The following is a 25459-nucleotide window of genomic DNA, read 5'->3' on the forward strand; positions in this document are numbered from 1 at the left end:
AATACAAGATGCTCGTATGATAGCAGCCTAATTAGGCGTATATTAATCCAATAAAATGGTAGAGGGTGGAAAAGTTGAACATCACACAACTAAATCGAGTTCTTATTAATGATCGTTTATTTGATATGACACTAGACTTGCAGAAGGGTACGATTTCAAAAATAACGCCAAGCAATAATGATTCTGCTGGCGTGAACACGGGTAGCGTAAGGGATGCTGAGGGAATGCAGTATTTGCCGGCGACGACCGATATGCATATCCATTTGGACAAACATTTTTTGGGTGAGCCGTGGAAGCCGCTGCAGCCTTTTCTCACATTGCCCGGACAATTGGCGTTTGAGAAGTCCATGCTGGCTTCACTGCCGACTACGGCAGCCGAGCGTGCGCGTCGTCTGATCGATTTGGTCCTCAGCCATGGCACCACCAAAATTCGGACGCATATAGATGTTGATCCAGAGCTCGGCATTTCGCATTTGGAGGATGTGCTAACGGTGCGGGAAGAGTACCGTGGAATTATGGAAATGGAGATCGTAGCTTTCCCGCAGCAAGGACTTCTTCGATCGGATTCCTTGCAGGTGATGAAGGAAGCTATGCGTGCTGGAGCCGAATATGTCGGCGGTGTTGATCCGGCGGGGCTTGATCGCAAAGTCGATCGGAGTCTTGAAGCTATGTTTGAGCTTAGTGCGGAGTTTAATGCGGGCGTTGACCTTCACTTGCATGATCCCGGCCACTTAGGTCTATATACGATAAGCCGCTTTGCTGAACTGACAGCACAAGCGGGTAAAGCCGGGAAAACAGCAGTCAGTCATGCGTATTGCTTAGGGCAAGTGAGCGAAGCAGAATCCAAAGAGCTCGCTCAGCAGCTGAAAGCAAATGACGTAGCGATCATTACGAGCGTTCCACTCGATAGACCAATGCCTCGCGTAGATCAGCTAGTAGCAGAAGGGGTTCGCGTACACGTCGGCTCGGATAATATTCTCGATGCTTGGAGTCCTTTCGGCAATGGGGATTTGCTCGCAAGAGGTGCGAAGCTGGCAGAAAAATTCGGTTGGATACTTGATGACGAGCTGCTGCAAACTTATCCGCTTATTTCAGCGGGGACACTTGCGCCCAAGGAAGGCGATCCTGCCAGCTTTATGCTAGTAGCTGCGCTTAATGCGAAGCATGCGCTGGCTTATGCTCCGGCTCGCACCGCGGCTTTCTCTAACGGGAAGCTGGTAGGCGGCAAATGGGCGGAAGCGATGACGAAGGCATAGGAATAGGCATAGTCAAAGCTAGAGCCAAGGGAAAAGACAGAGATAGAGACAGAGACAGAGACAAACAGAGAGACAAAGGACTCACAATATAAGGTTGGTTCACTGCTCAGTACTGCCGCTCGTTCATATGGTGTTCATTATTTTTCTGTATGCTTGGCTTTCAAAGGTAAAGCGAGCATAGAGAGGAAGGGCTGCTCCTTCAGAGGAAGCTGTCAGCGCAGTGGCGCCAAAAGCTTCGATAGGGCAAGTGGCAAATTCGGATCGGACGTTCGACATGCGTGTTTAGTTTAAAATAAGCAGTCGTTTGGCTCGCTCCATGAATTGAGCCAGGTTCTATACTACGATATGAAATAAGGGAAGAGTTAAATGGGTAAACTAGCGATTGGCTTGGTTTACCTATTTGACGTGCAACCAAAAGGTGTTATATAATCTCGTTACGAAACCAAAAGGTTTCATATTGTTGTCTATAAAATGCCAAGATACATTAAACGGAGGTCATGAGTTGGAAAACAATAATACACAAGGTACGCTGCCTGATATTAGACAAACGCTGATACTTAACGCGCCGATTCAAAAAGTATGGGACGYTGTTGCAACATCCGAGGGTATTGCCGCATGGTTTATGCCGAACAATTTTCAAGCGGAGCTCGGTTATGAATTTCATTTGGAAGCGGGTCCTTTCGGAAATTCCCCTTGCAAAGTAACGGTGCTTGAACCGCCGACGCGCCTAACCTTTGAGTGGGGCAAGGATTGGTCGCTCAGCTTTGAATTGTCTGATTTGCAAGGTAAAACGGAATTCACCCTTGTTCACTCTGGCTGGGATGCCAACAAAGTTACGGAATTCGGACAGTCGCATGCAGAGGTTCGTGATCGCATGTCAGGCGGCTGGGTTGGTCTTGTTCAGAAACTTAGCGCTTATGTAGAGGCCTAATATGGCTGAACCCGCACCAAAGCATGATGTGTTTCAGGCTATTGCTRACCCAACGCGTCGCAAGCTGCTGCATTTGCTTGGGGATGAGGAGCTGCCGGTTACCGTTATAAGCGGTCATTTCACGATGAGCCGTACGGCGGTTTCGAAGCATTTGCGTGTTTTGGCGGATGCTGGGCTTGTGAAGGATAGGAAGGTTGGGCGGGAAACGCGTTACCGGCTCGATCCTGAGCCTCTCCTTGAGCTGAAGCGATGGCTGGCCTATTATGAGCGTTATTGGGAAAATAAACTGTTTGCGCTTAAGCGCTTTGTGGAAGCAGATGAAGATTCTTCTGCGGACCCGTTTGGCCCGCTTACGGTTATAGAAAAGGATTCCAGCAAGTAAGGTCAGAGTGTAGCTGTAAAAGAAGAGGATGCTCCTATCGTAGATTTTTCTACTTTAGATGCAGCCTCTTTTTTTAGTGCGGACTAAACAGATCGACTCGCGTGCGAAAACAAGGCTAGTGAAAAGTAAGGCAGCGCTTTTGCTCTGTTGAAGCCATCATAATAGAAAACCCCCAATTCGTCGGAATTGGGGGCATTGTTGATCATTTTGCCGCAAAAAGCGCAGCTCACAAGCAGGCTGCAGATGAGTTTCTACATTGCAAGAAAATGCAGTGTAGATAGGAGCGGGTCTGCTGCAAAGCCTTCGTTTCTAAATAGCTTTGCGCTAGCGCAGCAGCGACAAGTCGAAGCCTGGGACGAGCCCTTCTTCAGCAGCACGGCCAAGCAGTGCAGTTATCGCGGCATACCCGTCTTCACCAAGATTTCCAGTAAACTCATTGACGTATAAATCGATGTGCGCCTGCGCAACGTCTGGTGAGAGCTCCTGCGCATGCATCATAATATAGGGGCGAGATTCCTCGGGATTAGCCCATGCATATTCAACGGATTCGCGAACCCAATTGGTAATGGCATCTGTGTCCAATGAGCGCTTAGCGATGATGGCCCCAAGCGGAATAGGCAAGCCTGTGTCTGATTCCCACCAGCTGCCTAGATCAGTCAGCATGCTGAGTCCATATGTGGGATAAGTGAAGCGGGCTTCATGAATAACGAGTCCCGCATCGATTTGACCATCGCGAACGGCAGGCATAATTTCGTGGAAGGGCATAACGATAATTTCAAGATCCCCGTTCGGAATATGCTGAGCCGCCCATAATCGGAATAAGAGATAAGCGGTTGAGCGCTCACTTGGTACAGCTACTCGTTTGCCTGCTAGATCAGCAGCACTTTTTATTTCCCCAGCAGTTAATACGAGCGGTCCGCAGCCTCTGCCCAGTGCGCCTCCACAAGGTAGAAGCTTATAATCTTCCAATACCCAAGGGAGTGCAGCGTAAGATATTTTCATCACTTCGGGCCCTTTGCCTTTTGCAGCCCAATTGTTCGTAATATCGATATCGGCATAGGTGACGTCCAGCTCAGGTGCACCCGGAATAAGCCCGTGCGCCCAAGCATGGAAAACGAAAGTATCATTTGGACAGGGTGAATAAGCGATATTCATTTTAAAAAACCTCCCGTATGGCTTTGCTAGCTGCTTCTAATGAGGCTAATGCTTCTCCAATGCGCCACGCGGAGCGATCCCGCGGTCCAACCGCATTGGATATCGCGCGAATTTCAGTAACTGGAATACCAAGTGCGGACGCAGCTACTGCTACTCCATGGCCTTCCATTCCTTCCGCAGACGCACCGCTGATTCGCTTGTTTAGCGCAGCAGTGGTCTCAGCTGTACCTGTTGCTGTTGTAACGGTAAGAATAGCGCCGCTGCAAACCTTTAAGCCCGCTGATTGAATAGCAGCATACAAACGATCATTCCAAGTCGTGCTTACAGCAATACGTGCTGATCCGAACCCCAGCTCGTCCAAGCTAAGGAAACCATCCTGCGTCTCGGCACCTAGGTCAGCAGCAACAATGAGGTCGGCAACGACTAATGAGCCTATCTCTGCTTTTCCGACAAAACCGCCGCCAATGCCAGCGCTTATAACCAAGTCGTAGGATTCAGCTGCAGCCGTTAAGTACGCCGCTGTGCGTGCTGCCGCCGACGCTGCGCCTACTCCAGCTGTTATGACGTCGACACGGTTTAATCCATCTAGCCCACGAAGAATCGCATCGCGCTCGGCATCAACCGCAGTCACGATCAGCACTCGTTTACTGCTATTGCGCCATTCCTCACGAGATTCCAGTATTGAATCGGTATGTGAATTTAAAATCATTATGAAGTTAACTCCTTTAGTAGCCTTCCGGAACGACTAGCCTTTAGCTATCGTATCATTCACCAGATTATCGATGCAAATATAAGCTAACCAATGGTGATTTTGCCTTCAGGAAAGCGGTAGAGCTCTTTTTTGGAACGGGTGTTAAGCGCGAAAGCCAACGTGACAGGCCCTAGCCGTCCGACAAACATAAGCAAAATAATAATAATTTTTCCTATTTCACTCAAGTGGCTCGTTAACCCTGCGGACATGCCAACCGTACAGTAGGCAGAGGTCGCTTCAAACAATATGGCAAGAAAAGACCCTGTCTCCGTAATGGAGAGGAGCATTGTCGCCCCGCAAATAATCGAGAAAGCAATCATGGTGAACATAATCGCTTGATGAATTTGGTTTTTTGATATGCGATAACGGAACATCACGACATCTTCTTTGCCTCTCATCATCGCTACGATTGCGCCAATGAGAATAGCAAAGGTCGTTACACGAATACCGCCGCCCGTTGAGCCGGGGCCAGCACCGATAAACATAAGCAGGATGATGAAAAACTGTGTAACCTCTCGCAGCATGCTGGGATCAACCGTACTTAACCCAGCCGAACGAGCTGTAACCGATTGGAACAAGGCGCCAAGCATTTTTCCGGCTGCGGATAATGGCTGAAGTGTGCTGGAATTGGAAAACTCCAATGCAAAAATAACAATCGCGCCAACTGCGGTAAGAAGGCCGGTAACAGACAAAACGACCTTGCTATGCAAGCTGAGCTTTCTGTTTTTTGGATAGTTCACAAGCTCTGATATGACGATAAACCCGATTCCGCCAAAAAAGATCAACAGCATCGATACGATATTAACGAACGGGTCCTCCACGTAATGGATAAGACTGCTTGCTCGTTCGGGAAATTGGGAAAACAAATCAAAGCCAGCATTGTTGAAAAAAGAAATACTATGGAAGATGCCAAAATAAATCGACTTCCCGACCGGCATTTCCAGCATAAAATAGCTGCTAAGCAATACCGCCCCGGTTAACTCGATGACTAGAGCATAGAGTAGAACTTTACGAATCATGCGTACAATGCCTTCTGTTGAGCCATAGTTCATAGATTCTTGCAAAACGAGCCGCTCTCGAAACGAAATGCGTTTGCGAAACAGCAAAGCAAATAAGGTTGCCATCGTCATAAAACCTAATCCGCCGATTTGGGCTAATGCGATGATGACAACCTGTCCGAAAGTGGAGAAATGAGTGCCGGGATTTAATACAGTAAGCCCTGTTACGCATATCGCGCTGGTCGACATAAACAAAGCATCCAGATAAGAAAGCGAAATATCATTTGTATAGGATATGGGCTGCGATAAGAGCTCGGCGCCAATCAATATAATAAATATAAACCCGAAGGTCATTACTTGCGGAGGACTTGGCCGAAAACGCAACTTTTCGCGCAAGGCAGCAAGCTTAAACATGAGGTCATCCCACCTATCTCTTTCATGCTAGTATGGTTATTATTGTTCATTTGCATGTACACGTTCCTGATTGGACAAATGCACTGCGTTTCTTCCGCTATGTTTAGAGAGGTAGAGTGCCACGTCTGCTTCACTCAGCAGCGCTTCAAGCGGAACATCGGCTGATTTTGCCTCTGCCACCCCGAAGCTAGCGGTGATTGATATCGCCCTGGACGCGCTGTAGAGCGGATTTCCGGCAATGGCTGCACGGAGCTGCTCAGCGATTTGACCAGCTTGTACAAGTGACGTATTCGGCAAGCTTATAGCGAACTCTTCTCCGCCATAACGTCCGAATAAGGCATCAGCCGGGAGCGTTTGCTGGCAAATCATTACGACATGCTGTAATGCAAAATCGCCTAAGCTATGCCCATAACGGTCGTTGATTTGTTTGAAATAATCGATATCAAACAAAATAAACGAAAGCGGCTGCTTCGTTTGATGGGCAGAGGAAAGAAGCTGTCTGCTTTTTTCCATAAAGAAGGTTCGATTATAAATAGAAGTAAGCCCATCAATTTCCGCGAGATGGCGCAGCTTATTCTGAAGCAGCGTGTATTCCGTCACATCGATCATCACGATGGTTCTGCCAGCAAGCTGGCCATTTGGCTTTAATAGGTTGGAGGCTCTTATCCGGTAGTAGAACGTTTCCCCGCCTCGAATCCATTTGAACTCCTGCTCGTATTCTCCGGTTTCGTCCATTCCGAAGGAAAAGGCGCCTGATTCGGCTCCGCGCTTCCAAATGTGATCCAGCTTCTGGCCAATCGCTAAAGGAGTAAGCGCAGGAATAATCGTTGTGGCTGCGCCATTAAAGTCCATGATTTGATTTTCTAAATTAAGAACGAGAACGCCGTCGCGCATGCTCTCAAAGATATGTTCCCGCGCGATAGGCGCAACGGTCAGCAGCGCAGTCGAGAATATGGATGTGACATACAATATGGATGTCACACACATAAGAATCGGAACAGGGTCCATCCCAAGCGGAGTTTGACCGAGCACATACATAAGCGCACCTAGCATAGGCAGTGTGATGCCTACTGCCAGTGTAAGCATCTGCTTGCGATAAATGGATTTTGTCTTCTGCCAATGACGCGCCAATATAAACAAGCTGGCGAGCATAGATCCGAAAGTGTATCCGCCATGTACGTAATACCAGATGCCAGGCACTACATCCACCACTGTTGTGGCAACATGAGGCCGCAAATATAAGTTTTTATAAAAGAGATTATGGTATTCGTTGGTAGTAACCATGAGCAGCGTTATGGCAGGAATAACGAATAAGACCCATGATTTTTTGAACGTATTGAATTTATTTAGCCCAACATAGTGCATGATGAGCAGGAGGCTGCAAGGAGCGATAAAGGGCATGCCTATATATTCAATGTTTAACCAGAAACGGATTTCTTGAAGCGAATCGCTGGCAAGCTCAAATGCGAAAGCAAAGGTGTATACGGCTGATAGAACGGTCATCCACATAAACACGCTCATGCCCGAAAATTTATTCTTGTTGTAATAAGCATATATGGCAAGCAGCACGCTAAGAACGCCTGAAATAATGACAATAATAATATACTGTGACATAGGGGAATTCATAGTCATGACATAAGCGACTCCCAATGTAGCGGAATGATAATACGTACTTATTAAAAAAAACTATGGATGGGTAATAGGCTACGGACACATTTTACCATAGTAGCTTAATTTTCTACAAAATAATATAAAACCGGACAGCAAGGTCGTTATCCTAGCTGTCCGTTGGCAATGATATTTCAACGCAGGTGCCCGAGCCGAGCTCGCTGTGGAACACAATGGTGCCCTTATGCGCAGCGATAATCTGTTGGCTTACCATAAGGCCGAGACCATTTCCGCTCGTTTTATTCGTAAAGAAAGGCTCTCCTAGGCGAAGCAAATCACTCTCGGCAATTCCACAGCCTTGATCGATAAATTGCAGGATGATTACTCGATTTGCATCACACGCCACCTTCACGGAGAGTACGCCGCCGCTGGTCATCGATTCAATGCCGTTTTTCATAATATTTACGAAAACCTGCTTCAGCTGATTAGCCTCGCCAATCACCTCAGGAAGTTCGGCTTCCGCGAGCAGGGCTAGCTGCACATTGCTCATCTTTGCCTCTGAATCGAGCAGCATCATAATATCGCCAACGAGGCGGATGATATTCACAGGCTGATAGATCGTGGCCTGCGGCTTAGCGAATACGAGAAACTCGCTCACGATCATATTAATCTGATCGAGCTCGCCAAGCATAATCTCAAGATGGGCTGGCGATAACGAGCCGGTCTGCTTGTGCAGCTGTACAAAGCCACGAAGTGTCGTAAGCGGATTGCGAACCTCATGCGCCACGCCCGCAGCAATTTGACCAACGACCGATAGCTTCTCAGAGCGCCTAATAATCTCTTCTGTTTGTTTGCGTGAAGTAATATTCCGAGATATAGTGGCAATCGCAATAATGGTGCCCAGCTCGTCGCGAATAGGAGATATCGTAATGCTGAGATCGATGAGATTGCCGGATTTACTGTAACGCACAGTTTCATAATCCGTTACAGAGCCGCCTCGCAGGACAGTGGACTCAAGCTCTTGGTGTGAGCTTAAGTAGCCTCGCGGAACGTTATCAAGCGTGATGCCAAGCGCTTCTTCTTGGCTCCAGCCGTACATCTTTTCAAAAGCGATATTGACCTGTATGACATGGCCTTCCAGATCAGTGACATGAATGGCGTCCGATGTATGATTGACGAAGGATTCCAAATACTGCTTCGTGCTTTGCAGCTCTTCCGCAGCAGCTTTAAGCTGCGTTGTATAATGATTTAGATTATTGCCCATCGTATCGACACGAGAGGCAAGCAAGCCTAATTCATCCTCGCTGCGAATCGTAATGACTTCCCCAAAATCTCCTGCAGCAATCGCGTTTACTTTACGTATAACTTGATTGAGGCCGCGCAGCATGAAGCCGGCTATGAAATAGCTCGCAATCATCGTAATAAGCACGAGTCCAAGTGAAATGACGAATTGCATAACCAGCAGCTGATTAACGGGCTTTTGGATCGCTTTCTGATCAAAAACAACGCTAAACACATAGTTTTTGTTCGTCTTAATCGGGATAAAGTTTTTGATAACCGGAACGCCGTTGATGTTTCTTTTGACAGTAAGGCTCTTACCGGTTTTATTGACTTGTTGAATATTTAAAAAATCGTTTGATTGATCCTGATAGTTATAGTCGCCAAACGGGATGGCTCGAACGTCGAGGTTGTAAACGGGAATGCCTTGTTTGTATTTAATAATTTTGTCCTTGCCGTAAAACTCAAGGTCGAATCCGGTAACTTCTAGAATATCGGATTGATCGGCAATGATCTTGTTAACGATTGCATCTGTCCCAATGGTATAGTCGAAATCCAGCAGCACCTGAGCGTTGACGTATGGATTGATGATATAGTTTGTTGAGCCGTCATAGTAATAGCCCCATTTGCGAATTTCGGACGGATCCGACGTTGAGAAATTAAACGGGCCTGACCAGAAGTTTTTGAGCTTCTGACCTTGCACAATGTTTACTTCATGTTTGTCGAATAGCTGTAAAAAGGCAACATGCCAGTAATCCCAGGTTTTTGAGCTCATATTAATTTCATTGGGATCTGAGGAACGTTTCGCAACAACATCGTTTCCAAAGCGCTGCCATAATGTAATATGATCGACGCCAAGCTGAGCGCTAAGCTTTACGAGCTGCTCATTTGTTACATTTTTAATTTCAGGATCCAGCTGTGACTTTGCCGCTAGAGAGGCAATGCGCAGCTTTTCGCCAAGCGTGTCCTCCATGTACTGGCGGGCGTTCTCTGACGCTTCGACCGTACTGCTTAGTTGCTTTGCAATATTAGTAAACTGAACTTCTAGATTAGACTCAGCTTCAGTTTTTGTTGTGTAGTAATAGAGCAAGGTGCTTAGTGTCAGTATGACAGCTACTATTATGGATATGGAGAAGGATAGCTTAGCTTTAATTGACAAAAATAATTCCTCCCACGGTCTAAGATGCTCCTACTTACAATTAGACACGGAATGACAAAAATCCTGTTTTGGCGCACAGAAAAAAGGAGAAACAGCAATCGTTTCTCCTTTTATGAAGCAATACGGATTTTGGTACCTATGAACAAACATTCGTTGCCCTGTGTCCGCTAGGCGCGTGAGAATTGCTCTTCTTCTAAGTACTGCTCAGCTTCCTCGTAGGTCTCGAAAGCGGATTCCAGATTCAAGTCGGCATATAGATACCAAAGATCTTCTTCGAACAGCAATGTTAGCACAGCATTGTCCGGTCCGATCCAGCGCTCTTCTTGCGGTGCTTTTTGTTTTTTCTTTTTCTTCGATTCCGGTTTCTCTGGCGGTGCGATGGATAGAGAATGGATCGATTTCTCAATAAGCGAGCGAAGCTCTTCCTCGTTGAAATCGCGAATATTGACTAGGCCTTTGTCATCGGTTGCTACACCCTTAACTAAGCCAGCGAAAACATAACCGTTTCCGTTCGGATGCAGATGGTGCACGACCGACTTTTTCTCATGTGCGCTTTCTTCGTAATGGAAGTTAGTGCGGCCAAGAGAAACATCCTTCCGTTCTAATTCAGGAAAGCCTTCAATTATTGCAAGCTTTTGTTCAAAAGACAACATCTTTTATTTCCTCCTAAAGGTTTGCGAAGCAAACCACTTCGTAAGCATAATCTTAGGTTTGCGAAGCAAACCACTTCGTAAGCATAATCCTAGGTTTGCGAAGCAAACCACTTCGTAAGCACAATCTTAGGTTTGCGAAGCAAACCACCTCGTAAGCATGTGCTTAGGTTCGCGATGCATGTGATTATACCATACCAAAGGAGGGAGATGTTAGATGTCTTTCTTCTTCGTCAGCAGGATAACAGCGCCGCAGAGAATAAGGATGATCGCAATGATCGGCTGGCTGAGTAAAAACTTGCTGTAGAGGGAGCCGATGGAGAAGACGGCGAAGAAGAGAATAGACAACACAGTCAAAATGTTAATGGGAATAAGCAGCCATTTGTTCCGATTGCCGAACCAATAAAATTCGAACAAGCCAATGGCAACGGCGAGAATAAAGCCCGGCCACATGTACCCCCAATTGTTGAATAACATAGCGATCTGACAAACGACACCTGCAGTGAACAAAATGCCTCCCGGAATTAATAGGCCTGATCCACGTCTGCCAATCATGGAGAAGTACAGCCAGTGAAAGAAAAGCCCAACGGGTATGACGAATAACGATGGCCAGAAGTAGGCAAATATTTTGCCTGGGCCAAATTCTTCGCCTTGGTTTAGAAATAATACAGCTCCGAGCAGCAGGAGGACAAACCCGCTAATGGTTTTTAGCTTCATTGTTTTATTGCACCCCAATCAACGTTTTATTAAAATATAAGAAAGTATATTAATTGCTCCTACTTTTCTTATATTTCTCTGTCAAAGCTGCTTCAGTATCCAGAGGATGCTGAAGGCGTTTTTGCTTGGCTGAATTCAGCATAGCATACATTGAAATTAACTGTCCTCCTGCTGCAGGTAAAATGGTTAGCTGGACTAAAGTCTAGTACTCACTCCTCCTCTGCATAGGGGTTGTCAGTGCTGGATGACAATTTGGCGCTCCGAGGGATGCAGAGAAAAAGCTTCATCTATTCCGTCGGGGATAATGCTTAGCCGCTCAGACAGGCGATTGCCCTCAAAGGCCATCATAAAGGGAATACCCAGTATGGCTAAAACAACGAGTAGAACGCCAGTATGGCGCAATTTGCGCAGCCAAGGGCGGTAAACGGGTGGTGCCTCCGCTGCAAGCTGGTTGCGGTGAGTTTGAAGCATCCAGACGATGCAAGCCATAAACAAAAAGAAGGTGGTCGTCATTGTCACGAAAGACCAGCGGAATGAATGTGGCGGAATAAAAGCAAAATAAAGCATGGCAAATGAGCAAAGCGGTGTTAGCTGAAAGGGAACAATAAGTACGGGATCGGATGCTTGGCGGCGCCGTGCTACATCATTAGCCTTTTCAGTCCGAGCGTTCGTTCGCCGTATGAGCCTGCGCATTTTTGGGTATGAACCAAGCCAAATGAGCAGCACTGGAATGATAGCAAACGGCGTGTGAATGAGCAGCCGATGTGTCCAAAACTGAGGATGCGTCATCGAAGCCAGTATTAAATCTGCTGCAGCAATTCCTACCGTAAGGAAGCTTAAGCAAACAGACCAAAATAACAGCTTGCGTGTTTTGTAATTAAGCTGCTGCTCGGTTTGGCTATAAGTCAGTTTTGATGCTTTGGCAGCAACTATTAATGAAAAAATGACAAAGAGCATTAACGTGCCGAGTTCAAAATAAATGAATAAAGAATGCATGGAATGAGCCCCCTGAAAGTAATGATAGCACCATATACACTTATACTATAGAAGCGATTTTACTAGTCGTTATACATCTTATCTAGTTCATCTGTTATGCAACACCGCCGTAAGTCGGAACGAAGTACTAGACCTCTGGCGGGGAAAAAGTCGAAGAAACGCAAATGGAATCGAACAATACAAAATGCGGAAATAGTTCCTATGAAACGACATTTTACACCTCTTGTTTAGTTCTATGAAAGCGCTACAATTAAGGTAATAAGAAGTAGGAGGTGAATAAACATGAGCCAAGAAGAAGAAGTAGTTCAAGAAGGCGTGGAAGAAASCGCTGAACTGATTTCGGAAGAGGCTCCAGCTGAAGAAGTAGTAGAAGCTGTTGAGGCTGAACTGGAAGAAGAAGTGGAAGAAGCTGCTGCAGCTACGGAGGAAGAATCCTCTGAGGAAGCAGAAGAAGAGTCAGCTGAAGAAGAAGCAGCTGAGGAAGAGTCTGAAGAGCAATAATGATATCTATCATTTTATATTATAAAGAGAAAGACTGTTCTTAGGTTGCTATGGCGACCCAAGCACAGTCTTTTTTTATTGTAAAGAAGGCTGGATTATACTTATTTCTTAGATCTATTTTTAAAAACCACGATTAGACCGCCAATAGAAATGCCAACTATAGCCCACGCTGCAATAAACAATATTGAATTCATGAGGTACACTCCTTATTTGTTACTATATCGCTGAATAAAATTAGACACCTATTATAACATGCTTAATAGGTGATTTTTCTTTCTAACTGTGAATCTTCTGCTTCTAAAAAGGCAACGACTAGGCATCATAGGAAGATTGTTTTAGTAGAAGAAATACAAAAAAATTATTTATGTAAAGGTACGATTCTAACGTGCAATAAGCTATTTTATATGCTACGATACCTTGTGTTTTACTTTTTAGATTAGAAGAAGGTGACAGCATGACAACAGCAGAGGCTGGTAATGGAACAGGGCAAAAGGATCAGAAGGGCTTAAGCTTATTTTTTCTGACGTGGCCTATTTTTTTAGAAATCTTTTTGTTTATGCTGATGGGTATTGCAGATACGCTGATGCTGAGTGCAATATCGGATAATGCTGTATCCGGCGTTGGTGCATCAAATCAATATTTGCATATAGCGATCTTACTATTAGAGGTAATCGGCAACGGGGCATCCATAGTCGTTGCGCAATATATCGGTTCTCGAAAGTATGTAGAAGCTGCCAAAATATCAGCGCTAGCGATCTCGCTCAATCTAGTAGTCGGGATATTTATAAGCCTTATGTTCGTGTTGTTCGGCGGGCATTTGCTGCAAACGTTAAATTTGCAAGGTGAAATACTTGAACATGCGAAAAGCTATTTAGCCATTGTAGGCGGCATGATTTTCCTTCAAGCTATCATCAACTCGATATCTGCCATTATTCGTGTACACGGTTTTACAAAGGAAGCGATGTTCGTATCGCTTGGCATGAATATCGTTCATATTATCGGAAACTATTTGCTTATTTTCGGGAAATTCGGATTTCCGGAGATGGGAGTTCAAGGTGCGGCGCTGTCATCGGTCATTAGCCGTGGTTTAGCGCTCATCGTCTTCTTCTGGATGCTGTACCGGATTATGTCAGTACGGATTGAAATCAAGTATTATATTGCATTGTCCAAGGAGTATATCCTCAAAATACTGAGAATCGGCATTCCGTCTGCATTGGAGCAGGTGATGTATCAGGCATGCCAAATCGTATTTTTGTATTATGCTACGTATCTTGGCGCGGCCTCCTTGGCGGCGAAAAACTATGCGAATAACATTTCGATGTTTACGTATCTGTTTGCTTTTGCAATTGGCATGGGTACTGCGATCATCGTAGGCAGGATGGTTGGTGCAGGCGAGCAAACGATTGCCTACCGTCAAGTATGGAAAAGCGTGCGCTGGGCAAGTGCGGTAACCTTGCTTGCCGTGTTGCTCGTTATTTTGTTCCGCGAGCCGCTCATGCGAATGTTTACGGACGATGAGGAAATTGTTCGGCTGGGCATAAATGTGCTCCTGCTGAGCATCGTGCTGGAGACTGGCCGTACGATTAATATCGTGCTTATCAACTCACTGCGTGCATCAGGCGATGCAAAGTACCCTCTATATATCGGAATGGGTTCTATGGTCGCAATGAGCTTGCCGCTTGGCTACTTCTTCGTATTCCAGCTTGATCTGGGCCTCGCTGGTATTTGGCTGGCGATTGCAGCAGATGAATGGCTGCGAGCCGTTATTATGTTTTTCCGATGGAAGAGTAGAAAATGGGAGAAATATGGGCTCGTTAAGCGTGATAATAAGGAGAAATCCGCAGTTTTGCAGGGTTAAGATGAGCTAAGGCAATGCTGCTCGCTCAAATCATAAGGAATTATGGACATCAGAGAAGTTTAACCACTTCACTGGTGTCTTTTTTTTTTGTAAATATAATTGACATAAATAGGATTACGCAATAAGATATAGATATACATAATATAAGTTAGTAAGTTTTAAAAAGTAAGTTAATATTTTTATTGGAGGAATTTTAAAATGGCAAAATCACAATGGACGGTTGATTCCACGCACAGCAGCATCGATTTCTCGGTAAAGCATATGATGATCGCAAAAGTAAAAGGTACTTTTCATGCGTTTGAAGCCAATATTTCCGCTGATGCGCATGACCTGACTTCAGCTGATATCCAGCTTACGATTGATCTTGATAGCGTGGACACACGCAACAAGGATCGTGACGCACATTTGCGCAACAATGATTTTTTTGATATCGAGCAGTTTCCGAAGCTTGTATTTACTGCAACGGCAATCACAAAAACAGACGACGGCGAATATTCCGTTGTTGGCGATGTGAGCCTTCATGGCGTGACACGTTCCGAGAAATTTGCAGTCAGCTTCGAAGGCGCAGGCAAAGACCCTTGGGGCAACGATAAAGTAGGCTTTAGCGCGACGGGCAGCCTGAAACGCAGCGACTACGGCTTAACGTATAATGCTGCTCTTGAAACGGGCGGCGTGCTCATTGGCGACGAAGTGAAGATTTCAATCGATATTGAAGCGATTCATCAAGGCTAATGGATTAAGAAGCATATTTATTAACGGCTCATCGGGCATTTGCCCGGTGGGTCGTTTTTTGTTGCTGTAAAACGCTTTCAGCGGTAGGATAAGGAAAGGAACAGCTAGTGAGAGTAAGGGGATATGCAATATGGAGCCAAATGCTTCAACACATATAAGGAACATCGGAATATTTGCTCACGTTGATGCGGGGAAGACGACCACAACAGAGCAAATTTTATTCCATAGCGGTCGCATTCGTTCGCTTGGCAGTGTGGATGCAGGCACGTCACAGACGGATTTTCTAGAAGTGGAACGCTCAAGAGGCATATCGGTACGTGCAGCAGCAACCCGTTTTACTTGGCAAGGGGTAACGATCAACCTGGTCGATACTCCGGGGCACGTCGATTTTCTCTCTGAGGTCGAACGTTCACTGCGCGTCATGGATGGAGCGGTGCTTATTCTGTCGGCAGTTGAGGGTGTGCAGGCACAGACAGAAGTCATATGGCATGCGCTGCGCGAACGAAACATTCCAACGCTTATTTACGTGAACAAGCTGGATCGAATTGGTGCAGATCCAATAGGAACGATCCAGCAAATTAAGCGTTTGTTATCCAATCAAGCAGCGCCAGTTCAGGCTCCGCTTGGTATCGAGGATAGTTTCAGCGGTGCAGTTAGCCTGCTCGTTTCGGGAATAGCAGGGAGTGAGACGGAGGAAGCGCAGCGTTATTTGCAACTGCTGGAGGAAGCCGTGGCAGAGCAAGATGAATCGTTGCTTCTTCAATATTTGGACAGCGGTACACTGCCCAAAGCAGAACTGAATCAACTGCTGCCTGCGCTTACGCAGCGCGGTGAATTGTTTCCAATTTTATTTGGCGCATCGAATCGTGGGATAGGCATCGAGCCTCTCATGCAAGCGATGATTACGCTGCTGCCGCCGCCTCAAATCATCTCGGACGGTCCAGTGTCTGGCGTCGTCTTCCGTATTGAGCGCGATGCAGCAATGGGTAGAATCGCCTATGTCCGCCTGTACAGCGGGGTGATTCGCAATCGTGATTCCGTCCGCAATGAGACGCAGCAGATTGAAGAGAAAATTACGCAGATACGCAAAATCGATGGGCAAAAGGCCGAGGATGTAGGGCTGCTCGCGGCAGGCGATATTGCAGCGGTCTGCGGCTGGACTCAGGCGCGCATTGGCGACATTATAGGCAGCGCTGAGTTTGTACCCGGTGAGACGCGGATGGCTGTTCCGCTGCTGACGGTACAGGTGCGCTGGAGCAACGAAGCCGAATATCCGGCTGTCGTTGCGGCGCTGCATGAGCTGGCGGATGAAGATCCGCTGCTCGATTTGCAATGGCTGCAGGAGCAGCGCGAGCTGCACCTGAAAGTCATGGGGCCGATTCAGATTGAAGTGCTGACGCATGTGCTGAACAATCGGTACGGCTTAAAGGCTGAATTCGATCAGCCATCGGTTATCTATAAAGAGACGCCTGCTCAATCAGGCGAGGGTTTCATTGCCTATACGATGCCGAAGCCATGCTGGGCAATTCTGCGGTTTCATATTGAGCCCGGTGAGCGCGGGAGCGGGATAACGTTCAGCTCCGTTGTCCGATCAGAGCGGCTGCTTGACCGCTATCAGAACGAGGTGGCAAGAAGCGTGCCCGAAGCGCTTCAGCAGGGGTTATTTGGCTGGGAAGTAACGGATATAAAGGTTACTCTTATTGAGGGTGAGCATCATGTGTGGCATACGCATCCGCTAGATTTTGCAGTCGCAACCCCGATGGGCATTATGGATGGTTTGTCGCGAATTGGAGTAAAGCTGCTGGAGCCGATGCTGTCCTTCCGCCTCTCTGCCCCGGAAGAGACGGGCGGCAAGCTAATGAACGAGCTCATTCTAATGCGTGGTGAGTTTGATACGCCCATTGTCAGGCAGGAACGAATGGAAATCGAAGGCATCATTCCTGTTGCCACGTCCCTTGAGTTTCCTGCGAGATTTGGATCGCTTACCAAGGGCAGAGGTGCGCTTGCAACCTTCTTCGCCGGATATCGCGAATGTCCGCCTGATGTAAAGGCCGAACGGATAAGACGAGGCGTAAATCCGCTGGATCAGTCAAAATATATATTAGCTGTTCGAAATGCGATTGCCGGGTCATAGCCGCAAGCGTTTTTGTTCATTTATATAGCACAGGGCATATATTTAGGAACGGAAGGGAAATTCGAGCGAAGTATTTTAATTTAAGGTAAAGTATGGGTATCTATACATGTGTATAACCTGATAAAGGGAGGATATTAATGATCATACGTTCCCTTGAAGAAATTACAAATATGTCTGATGGTTATGCGTTGCAAGATAGTGTAAATGGATTCTTGGATCAAAAGGTCCATGGCGTATCCATTGATACAAGAACGATTCATCCTGGAAATTTGTATATTCCAATCGTACGGATCGACGATGGACACAAGTACGTGAAGCAGGCTTTTGAAAAGGGGGCAGTTGCTTCTTTATGGCAAGCAGATCATATCCCGCCACCTGAAGGCTTACCGATTATTATAGTAGAAGATACGTTAAAAGCACTCCAAAGCATCGCCATGGCGTATCGAAGCCAATTAAACTGCAAGGTAATTGCTGTAACAGGTAGTAATGGCAAAACAACAGTTAAGGATATGGTGAATACCTTATTGAGTACAACGTTTAACGTTCAGAAAACAAGAGGAAATCTCAATGGCGAGTACGGACTTCCGCTCTCTTTATTAGAGGTTAGAAATGATACAGAAATCGTTGTTTTAGAAATGGGCATGAGCAACAAAGGTGAAATTAAACTTCTGTCTGAAATTGCAAAGCCTGATGTTGCTATAATTACAATGATTGGCGTTTCTCACTTGTCGAATCTAGGTTCTAGAGAACAAATCGCTTTGGCTAAGTTGGAAATACTTGAGGGACTAAATTCTGAAGGGACTTTCCTGTTTAATGGCGATGAGCCGTTGCTCGTTAAGGGACTGGAGAAGAGAGGCTTTCCGTGGACAGGAGCAACCATTCGATTCGGTCAATCTCCATCCAACGATTATTTTCCTTTGAAAATAGAGCACAAGCAATCAGATCTCTTATTCACATTAAAGCAATATCATATGCCATTCCGATTGCCGCTCCTTGGTAGCCATAATGTGGCCAATGCCATTGCTGCGATTGCTGTTGCAAACCTTTTTAAAATCGATGAAGAACATATTCAATTAGGGCTGAGCAACTTAGAGATTTCCGGAATGAGAATGGAGCGGATTTGGTCGGCTAAGGGTTTCTTAATTATTAACGATGCTTGGAATGCCAGTCCTATTTCTATGCAGGCGGCCATTGAAACGATTCAAAACTTAGAGGGATTCCATAAAAAAGTATTAATATTAGGGGACATGCTTGAACTAGGAGATGCCGAGGCAGCGTTTCATGAAGAAGTAGCCCGGAGTGTGGATTTATCAAAAATTCACTCGGTGTTTACTTTTGGTCATATAAGCAAAATAATTTCGGATACGCTCCTCGAAAATGGTTTTGAGGGAGAAGCCAAACACTTCACATCAAAAATATCTTTAACTGAAGAGTGCATGCGAATCCTGAGTAAAGATGATGTTGTTTTAGTAAAAGGATCTCGCGGTTTGAAGCTGGAAGAGGTCTGTCATCTTCTAGAAGATAAGCAGCAATAGGCAGAAGGAGAGGATTTTATGTTGAAGAGAGTGAATGAGCTTCCAACGGATAAAAGAATCGCTGGCATTCATAGTATCCCTTTGCTCGAGGATGGGTCTATCGTGATGGTATGGGATCGCAATGAGCAAACATTAACGACGGTTGGCGGAAGAATTGAACCGGGCGAGAGCATCGACGAGGCGCTGGATCGGGAGACGGTGGAGGAAGCCGGACTGCTGCTGATGCCGGAGAGAATACCTGTTGCCTGCTGGTACTGGACGGAAACCGATACGTATACCGTATTTGTTGTTGCGAAGGTACACAGCTTCGTTCCGATGCCGGAAGGTTTTGAGACTACTGGGCGCGTCACCTTTAATTTCGAAACGGCCAAACAAGTCGTGAATCGATTAGAGGGGCATGGCCAACGTATACTTATATTAAATTATGCGGAAGAAGCTGCCTCTCAGTTATTCACAACCGAAAACCCACGATCTTTACTCTAACGAACTGTACTATGCTTATTATGCAAAAAACTACGTTTTTTTCATTTTAACGAACCTAATTGACGTTATAGCATGCTTTGTATGGTGTTACGAGCTATTTTTCTCAAAATAACGATTCTGGAGTTCGTTACAATTTTAATTCCTTACGAATGATTTAAATAAGAGTGATGAGGTTCGTAAGCGATAGGGAAAATGTGCTTATACTCCTTTTTTTAAAACAAGCAGGGTCTGTTTCAAGCGTAGGTAATCCTACTTCTGAGACAGCCCCTTATTTGTTTATTATGATTCTCATGCAACTCTCTCTCTATTTTATCGTCATAATAAGATACAATATAGGGAGGCTAAACCAAATGAGGAAGTTTATGTTTCTAATAAGTATTTTTTTCGCGGTAAGTTCATTTATTACGTTAGGGACTGCTCATGCGGATTGGGCGTATCGTTTCGTTGTAAACGACGGCAAGTCTTACATTGTTTCAGATACACAGGTGGAATCCGCACAGATTGGCGCTAAAATCGGTAAGGTTACTTCCTATTCAGACGAAGAAGGAACGTACTCTGGCAATTTCTCAAACATTTATCCGAAAGGAACGGAATATTACGCAATCAAGGATATATCGATAAATGAGGCCATTGCGATAAAGCAGGACGATGGCTCTTTCATTAAGGCAGCGTATGGGAGCGAATACGAAGGAAAAGCAATTAATTTAAAATCAGTGCTGTTTTATATAGGCGGCCTATTTTTGCTGATTATCGCTTTTTTGTTTGTGAAAAATAATTGGAGGCAAAGCGACAATGATTTTACTAAATAACTCGTTTTGAGAAAAGAGGCTGATACGATGAGCACAAAACATTATTTTGCTATATGGTTAGTTATCCTGTTTTTCGAATTAGGGTATCTGTTCGATTTAACCCATCGTGTGCACGATACAGAGGATACTCTAGTTATTATTGTTGTTATCGCCGTTACGCTTGTTGTGGGCAATACCTTCATAAGAAGCGTGAAAAAATAATGGCTCTGTCCGAATAGAGGGAATTGTATGATAACCAAGGTAGTATCAGTGTTGCTGGGACTTCTATTTTATCGCTCCCCTGTATTTAAGTTCACAGAGGACGAGGTCAATGAATATGAAAGATTGTATTCCGATGCTGTCCGCAATAAATCTGAAATAATGTACGCCAGCACATTTCCCAAATTCCGTTTTATTCAGTATATTGCAATGACGAAACCAGTCATAATGCACGGGTCAAATCATAAAAATATTGAACAATTCGAGTTAAGAAAGCAGACGCTTTTTAACGGTAAATATGTAGAAGCCATATTTGGCACAAAAGATGGCATTTGGCCGTTGTTTTATGCGGTTTTTGATCGGAGTAAAGTGGTAGGCAACTTTCGAAATGCTTGTTTAAAAGTGAAGGCAACTCAGAGCTATTATTTCTTCTCTATCACTAGCGAGACTAAAAATAAAGCATATTGGACGAGCGGAATGGTGTACATTTTACCACAGGATACGTTCAAAATGGTTAGTCATTCTGTCGTGTCTTTTGACGAGTGGATTAGTGAATCGCCGGTGCTGCCCATTACAAAAATAGAGGTAGGTCCCCAAGATTTTTACTTCATAGATAAGGTTGCAAGCCATAAAGCAGAGGAATCGCTATTCATTTCATGGATTTTCTATAAACGCAGAATTAAGCGGAGCACGAAGGTTCTTTCATAACGATTATTTACGGTAAGCGACAACACGCCATTTGAGGGAGCCCATAAGGGCTCTTTTTTTTCACTGGGCGCAAACACCGCAAGTTAGGTCAATCCATTCGGTTATGTCATGATGAAGGAGAGTTACCAGCTTTATTTTCAAGCTTGCTCCTACGGACTATTCGCGTTATCTTGAGAGGTATGTCGAATCAATTTTTAAACAGATGAGAGCACTTGGGGGGCATATCGCGTGAACAAATGGATTAGAGGCTTAACTCCAGAAACGTTTAAAAATAGAATATTAATGGCTTTTTTGCTGCTAGTGCTAGCTCCATTCGTTTTATTAGTTATTTATAATTTCAGTGAAACGGAAAGAGTTCTGCAGGAGGAAGCCTCTGCCAAAAACGAGGATCAGCTACTCGATATTGAGAAGTCTTTCCTGGATGTGCTCGGGCTTGTAATGAAGACAGGTCTGCTATTAGAACAGGATGACACCATCCGCTCGGTTATGAAAAATCCGGAGCAGAAAGATCCGCTAACTCGGAAGGAACTGGTGGAGAATAAGTTCGCAAGCATTGAGAACAGCTTCTTCCTGACTGGTGCAACGGTGTATTATACGCTGGTAGATAAACAAGGCTATGCCTATACCTCCTTTGCTCCTCGTGAACCACTGAATTACTCCTCGATTACGAATGAAGCATGGGTAAAGATGCTTTCCTCCAATGAAGGGGAAAGCTCCATTTGGAATGCAAGCGATACCAATTATGTGAGTCCGGTTATTAAACCCAATCAAAATATGCTTAGTCTCTATCAGATGCTCCGCGATGAGAATCTCAAAGAGTACGCCTATGCCCGTATCAGCATCGATTATGAGCAGTGGTTCAACAAGGTGATGAGAGATAGGCAGCGCGAAGGCATTTATTATTTATTGGATCATACAGGAAAATCAATGGTGCAGTCCGATGCCGATGAAGCGATTGATCCTGCCATTTTATCAGCGATGCTCGAAGTAAAAGAGCCCTCTGCATCCGCTTCTATTGTTAGCCAAGATGAGAAGGTATTGTATACGTTCAGCCGTATTGCCCAGTTAAATGGGTTTATTGTGAAGAAAGTACCCTTGTCCTTGCTGTTTGAAGAAGTGGAAACGTTGAAAAAACGCTTTTTCGCCATTTTCGGGTTGATTACGCTTGTGTTTGTCATGATGACCTATTTTATTTCTTCAACGATTACCGTTCCTCTAAAAACGCTGCAGCGAAAGATGGAGATATCGGTCAAGACCAACCTCAAAGTAAAGCTGCCAGAACAAGGTCGAGGTGAAATTCTTGCACTCACGCGAAGCTTTAATACCATGATTGACGATATAAATGGTTTAATGGAACGGCTTCAATTAGAGGAACGTCAGAGGCAAGTCGTCCGCTTTCAGGTTCTCTTATCTCAAATGAACCCGCATTTTCTCTTGAATACGCTTAATGTTATTAAAAGCATAGCGCTTGAGAAGGATGAGGATGATATTTATGAAATTTGTGTTTCGCTCGGAAAAATATTGGAGACGACATTGAATGTAGAGGTTGATCTTATCCTGCTGAAAGATGAGATTGCGCTTATCGATTCCTATATGCGCATACAAAGCGCGCGTTTCGGTGGGCATATTACAGTCAGCTATGAACTAAGTGACGAGCTAAACTTTGCACTGGTTCCGAAATTCTGTCTTCAGCCTTTGGTAGAAAACGCCATTATACATGGGTTTGGAGGGAGACGGAGTGACGGCCGAATTGAAATCAAAGCAGAGGCGAGACATGATCTTTTGTATCTTGAAGTGGCGGACAATGGAGTAGGGGTAGAACGTGCCAAAGAGAAGAAGGTGTTCCGTAAGCGGAAAAGCATCGGTATTCAAAATATTCGAGAAAGCTTGGAGCTTCTTTTCAAAAATCAGAGTACAGGCTTGTCCCTTGCCTCATCAGAAGAGGGAACAAAGGTTATGATGCATCTTCCACTATTATTATCGAAACCCTATTTAAAGGAGGCTGACAGCGATGTGGACCGTATTGATCGTTGATGATGAACAGCATGCAAGAGCGAGTCTCAGCAAGCTGATGAGCAAAGCTAATCTTCCTTTTGAAATTATAGCCACTGCTAATGACGGCGAGGAAGCGCTGCGGGCGATTCGAGAATTGCAGCCGGACGTGGTCATTTCCGATATTGATATGCCCATGATGGATGGAGTAGAGCTGCTGAAATCTGTCAGGAAAGAAGGGCTCGATTGCCGATTCGTTATGCTTACCTGTATGAACGAGTTCGAGTATGCAAGGCAGTCGCTGGAGTTCGGGGCGTCCAGCTATTTACTTAAGCTTTCAATGGATGTGAGCGGGTTGAAGCAGGCACTTGAGAAGGTAACCCTTGAACTAGAGCAGCGAGAGCAATTAAGAAAAGCAGCCAAGTGGTTTCCGAAGAAGAATACGTCTGAACCTACGGATCATCCAGAGATGAATAAAATTATTCGCCATATTGAGGAGCATTACGCTGAGGAAATTACATTAAAACGTGCAGCTGAGCTCATCTCTATGGATGCAAGCTATGTGAGTGATTTGTTTAAGAAAAAAACGAGCCAAACCTTTATTCACTATGTACAGAACCGCCGAATCGAGGCAGCAAAGATGCTGCTTGAGGAAACAAGCCAATCGATAAGTGAGATTGCAAGGCAAGTAGGATTCGAGAATGACAACTATTTTATTAAAATATTTAAACGATGGTGCGGCATGACGCCAAGTGAATATCGCAAAGAGCAAAATAAATGATCCAAAGAATGTATCATGAATCGCCAAATATCGTTCCTTACCCCGCGAAATGCCCGGTGATAAGATTTAACTAAGCAATTAAACAAGTTTGTAGGGGGCAAAGAAATGAAAAGAAACAGAATGTTGATCAGTGCTCTTTCTCTTATTCTTGTCGTGGTTCTGATCGCTGGATGCGGTGGGAACAACAAAAATAATGTTTCGGGGACACCAACAAACAGCGGCGCCACAACAACCAAAAAGATTAAGCTTACGCTATGGGGCGGCGTGCCTCCTGAAGCGGGACCTCAAGCAGTTGTTGACGCATGGAATGCCGAGAATCCAAATGTACAAGTGGAATATGTTCGGTTCGTTAATGATGATGCGGGCAACTTAAAGCTGGATACTGCTTTGCTTGCTGGGCAAGATGCAGATATTTATATAAACTACACCCTCTCTCGCCTTCAAAAGAGAATAGATGCAGGTGTAGCCGTAGATATGAGCGCAAAGACGGATTACAACATTGATGAGCAAATGGGTCCTGAAGCTAAGCAATGGATGATTAATGATAAGTATTACGGCATGCCTACAAAGAAAAACATGGCGTTCATCTGGTTGAACAAAGATATGCTTGATGCGGCAGGTTTGCCAATTCCTCCGCTAGATTGGACATGGTCTGATTTACAGGAATATGCACTGAAATTGAAACAACCTAATGTATGGGGCTTGCTCCAGCATGATGCTGCATTTACTACGCAATTCGACGGCACGATCGGTGGAGACGGTTACGTGAAAGCAGACGGCACATCCAACTTCGATAATGCTTATTGGAAACAAGGGTTTGAAATTTTGCACAACATGATGTTCAAGGATAAATCAACTCCGGAATATGGCGAGCAGCTGACCAGCAAGATGCCGGTGGATACGATGTTCCTAAAAGGCGAGACAGCGATGCTGACAGCTGGTGAATTTATATTCCGTAATGCGAACAATCTAGTCGATTTCCCGCATGATTTCAAAATTGCTTTTGCACCAATTCCGCGTATCTCCAAGGATCAAACCAACTTCAAATATCCAGGCGGATTGGGCGACGTGATTTCGGTTAACGCGAAATCCAAAAATCAAGAAGCGGCTTGGGAATTTGTGAAATGGTACGCTGATGGCGGAATGCTGCCAATGGCTCCGGGCGGACGTATTCCTTCATCCAAAAGTGTAGACAGCACGGAAGCGATTGATTTGCTCCTAAAAGGGTATGAAGAAAATTATGATCGGGATTCTCTTAACAAAGTGGTATTCGGCAAATTCGAATCATTCCAGCTTAACGTGCCTCAGCAAGTGATCGATGCGCGCAAAGAAGAATATGAGAAGTATTTCCTCAATAAACAAGATATCGACACGACGTTGAAAAATATGGCAGAGCGGCACAACGAATTCATCAAGAAATAAGCTGCGCAAAG

The 25459-nt window shown here is 45.1% G+C and carries 23 protein-coding genes; 15 read left to right on the forward strand and 8 right to left on the reverse strand.

What is annotated here, in order from left to right; genetic code table 11:
- The first annotated feature begins 74 nt into the window (after positions 1-74).
- The 3 genes from AB4Z17_RS08845 to AB4Z17_RS08855 all read left to right on the forward strand — a co-directional run bounded on the left by AB4Z17_RS08845 (position 75) and on the right by AB4Z17_RS08855 (position 2569).
- The gene (locus AB4Z17_RS08845; RefSeq protein ID WP_441959316.1) at positions 75-1256 is read left to right on the forward strand and encodes an amidohydrolase family protein; all 1182 of its coding nucleotides are present in this window, start codon (positions 75-77) and stop codon (positions 1254-1256) included.
- A 502-nt stretch (positions 1257-1758) separates the two neighbouring features.
- Positions 1759-2187, forward strand: a complete 429-nt coding sequence (locus AB4Z17_RS08850; RefSeq protein WP_441959317.1) for an SRPBCC family protein — start codon at positions 1759-1761, stop codon at positions 2185-2187.
- Position 2188: 1 nt separating this feature from the next.
- The gene (locus AB4Z17_RS08855; RefSeq protein WP_441959318.1) at positions 2189-2569 is read left to right on the forward strand and encodes an ArsR/SmtB family transcription factor; all 381 of its coding nucleotides are present in this window, start codon (positions 2189-2191) and stop codon (positions 2567-2569) included.
- Positions 2570-2893: 324 nt separating this feature from the next.
- On the opposite strand, the gene AB4Z17_RS08860 is transcribed toward AB4Z17_RS08855, so the two are convergent.
- The 8 genes from AB4Z17_RS08860 to AB4Z17_RS08895 form a co-directional block, all read right to left on the reverse strand.
- Entirely contained in the window at positions 2894-3724 is an 831-nt protein-coding gene (locus AB4Z17_RS08860; protein WP_441959320.1) for a 1,4-dihydroxy-6-naphthoate synthase, read from the reverse strand.
- 1 nt (position 3725) lies between these two features.
- A complete protein-coding gene (locus AB4Z17_RS08865) occupies positions 3726-4433 on the reverse strand; it encodes a futalosine hydrolase (protein WP_441959322.1) in 708 nt (235 codons plus the stop codon).
- Positions 4434-4519: 86 nt separating this feature from the next.
- Positions 4520-5887: a TrkH family potassium uptake protein gene (locus tag AB4Z17_RS08870; protein WP_441910015.1), complete on the reverse strand. Its 1368-nt coding sequence runs from the start codon at positions 5885-5887 to the stop codon at positions 4520-4522.
- A gap of 39 nt (positions 5888-5926) precedes the next feature.
- Positions 5927-7519, reverse strand: a complete 1593-nt coding sequence (locus AB4Z17_RS08875; protein ID WP_441910017.1) for a histidine kinase N-terminal 7TM domain-containing diguanylate cyclase — start codon at positions 7517-7519, stop codon at positions 5927-5929.
- Positions 7520-7664: 145 nt separating this feature from the next.
- On the reverse strand, positions 7665-9932 hold the full coding sequence (locus tag AB4Z17_RS08880; RefSeq protein ID WP_441959323.1) for a PAS domain S-box protein: 2268 nt from the start codon (positions 9930-9932) through the stop codon (positions 7665-7667).
- A 167-nt stretch (positions 9933-10099) separates the two neighbouring features.
- Positions 10100-10585 carry a hypothetical protein gene (locus AB4Z17_RS08885; RefSeq protein WP_076266379.1) on the reverse strand — a complete coding sequence of 162 codons (486 nt, stop codon included), beginning with the start codon at positions 10583-10585 and terminating at the stop codon, positions 10100-10102.
- Between the two features lie 210 nt (positions 10586-10795).
- On the reverse strand, positions 10796-11299 hold the full coding sequence (locus AB4Z17_RS08890; RefSeq protein ID WP_339205534.1) for a hypothetical protein: 504 nt from the start codon (positions 11297-11299) through the stop codon (positions 10796-10798).
- Between the two features lie 234 nt (positions 11300-11533).
- Positions 11534-12295 (reverse strand): hypothetical protein, encoded by a 762-nt coding sequence (locus AB4Z17_RS08895; protein ID WP_441959325.1) that lies wholly within the window; start codon positions 12293-12295, stop codon positions 11534-11536.
- A 282-nt stretch (positions 12296-12577) separates the two neighbouring features.
- On the opposite strand from AB4Z17_RS08895, the gene AB4Z17_RS08900 reads away from it, so the two are divergent.
- From AB4Z17_RS08900 to AB4Z17_RS08955, 12 genes are all read left to right on the forward strand, one after another.
- Positions 12578-12796 (forward strand): hypothetical protein, encoded by a 219-nt coding sequence (locus AB4Z17_RS08900; protein ID WP_441959327.1) that lies wholly within the window; start codon positions 12578-12580, stop codon positions 12794-12796.
- 454 nt (positions 12797-13250) lie between these two features.
- A complete protein-coding gene (locus AB4Z17_RS08905; RefSeq protein ID WP_339205531.1) occupies positions 13251-14654 on the forward strand; it encodes an MATE family efflux transporter in 1404 nt (467 codons plus the stop codon).
- Between the two features lie 198 nt (positions 14655-14852).
- The gene (locus tag AB4Z17_RS08910; RefSeq protein ID WP_076266374.1) at positions 14853-15386 is read left to right on the forward strand and encodes a YceI family protein; all 534 of its coding nucleotides are present in this window, start codon (positions 14853-14855) and stop codon (positions 15384-15386) included.
- 130 nt (positions 15387-15516) lie between these two features.
- Positions 15517-17520: a GTP-binding protein gene (locus tag AB4Z17_RS08915; RefSeq protein WP_441959328.1), complete on the forward strand. Its 2004-nt coding sequence runs from the start codon at positions 15517-15519 to the stop codon at positions 17518-17520.
- A 137-nt stretch (positions 17521-17657) separates the two neighbouring features.
- Positions 17658-19055, forward strand: a complete 1398-nt coding sequence (locus AB4Z17_RS08920) for a UDP-N-acetylmuramoyl-tripeptide--D-alanyl-D-alanine ligase (protein ID WP_441959330.1) — start codon at positions 17658-17660, stop codon at positions 19053-19055.
- 18 nt (positions 19056-19073) lie between these two features.
- Positions 19074-19538, forward strand: coding sequence for an NUDIX domain-containing protein (locus AB4Z17_RS08925; RefSeq protein ID WP_441910029.1), 465 nt, complete (start codon positions 19074-19076; stop codon positions 19536-19538).
- 350 nt (positions 19539-19888) lie between these two features.
- A complete protein-coding gene (locus AB4Z17_RS08930; RefSeq protein WP_441959332.1) occupies positions 19889-20347 on the forward strand; it encodes a hypothetical protein in 459 nt (152 codons plus the stop codon).
- 27 nt (positions 20348-20374) lie between these two features.
- A complete protein-coding gene (locus AB4Z17_RS08935; protein WP_179089745.1) occupies positions 20375-20548 on the forward strand; it encodes a hypothetical protein in 174 nt (57 codons plus the stop codon).
- Between the two features lie 27 nt (positions 20549-20575).
- Complete coding sequence (locus AB4Z17_RS08940) at positions 20576-21253, forward strand: hypothetical protein (protein ID WP_441959334.1); 678 nt, start codon at positions 20576-20578, stop codon at positions 21251-21253.
- A 228-nt stretch (positions 21254-21481) separates the two neighbouring features.
- On the forward strand, positions 21482-23287 hold the full coding sequence (locus AB4Z17_RS08945) for a sensor histidine kinase (protein WP_441959336.1): 1806 nt from the start codon (positions 21482-21484) through the stop codon (positions 23285-23287).
- Complete coding sequence (locus AB4Z17_RS08950) at positions 23265-24026, forward strand: response regulator transcription factor (protein WP_441959338.1); 762 nt, start codon at positions 23265-23267, stop codon at positions 24024-24026. Before AB4Z17_RS08945 ends, AB4Z17_RS08950 begins: the two co-directional genes overlap by 23 nt.
- Positions 24027-24131: 105 nt before the next feature.
- Positions 24132-25448, forward strand: coding sequence for an ABC transporter substrate-binding protein (locus tag AB4Z17_RS08955; RefSeq protein ID WP_441910036.1), 1317 nt, complete (start codon positions 24132-24134; stop codon positions 25446-25448).
- The last annotated feature ends 11 nt before the right edge of the window (positions 25449-25459 follow it).

Origin of the sequence: Paenibacillus sp. TAF43_2, from assembly GCF_052113545.1 — a bacterium.
In the GTDB taxonomy this organism is placed as follows: Bacteria; Bacillota; Bacilli; order Paenibacillales; family Paenibacillaceae; genus Pristimantibacillus.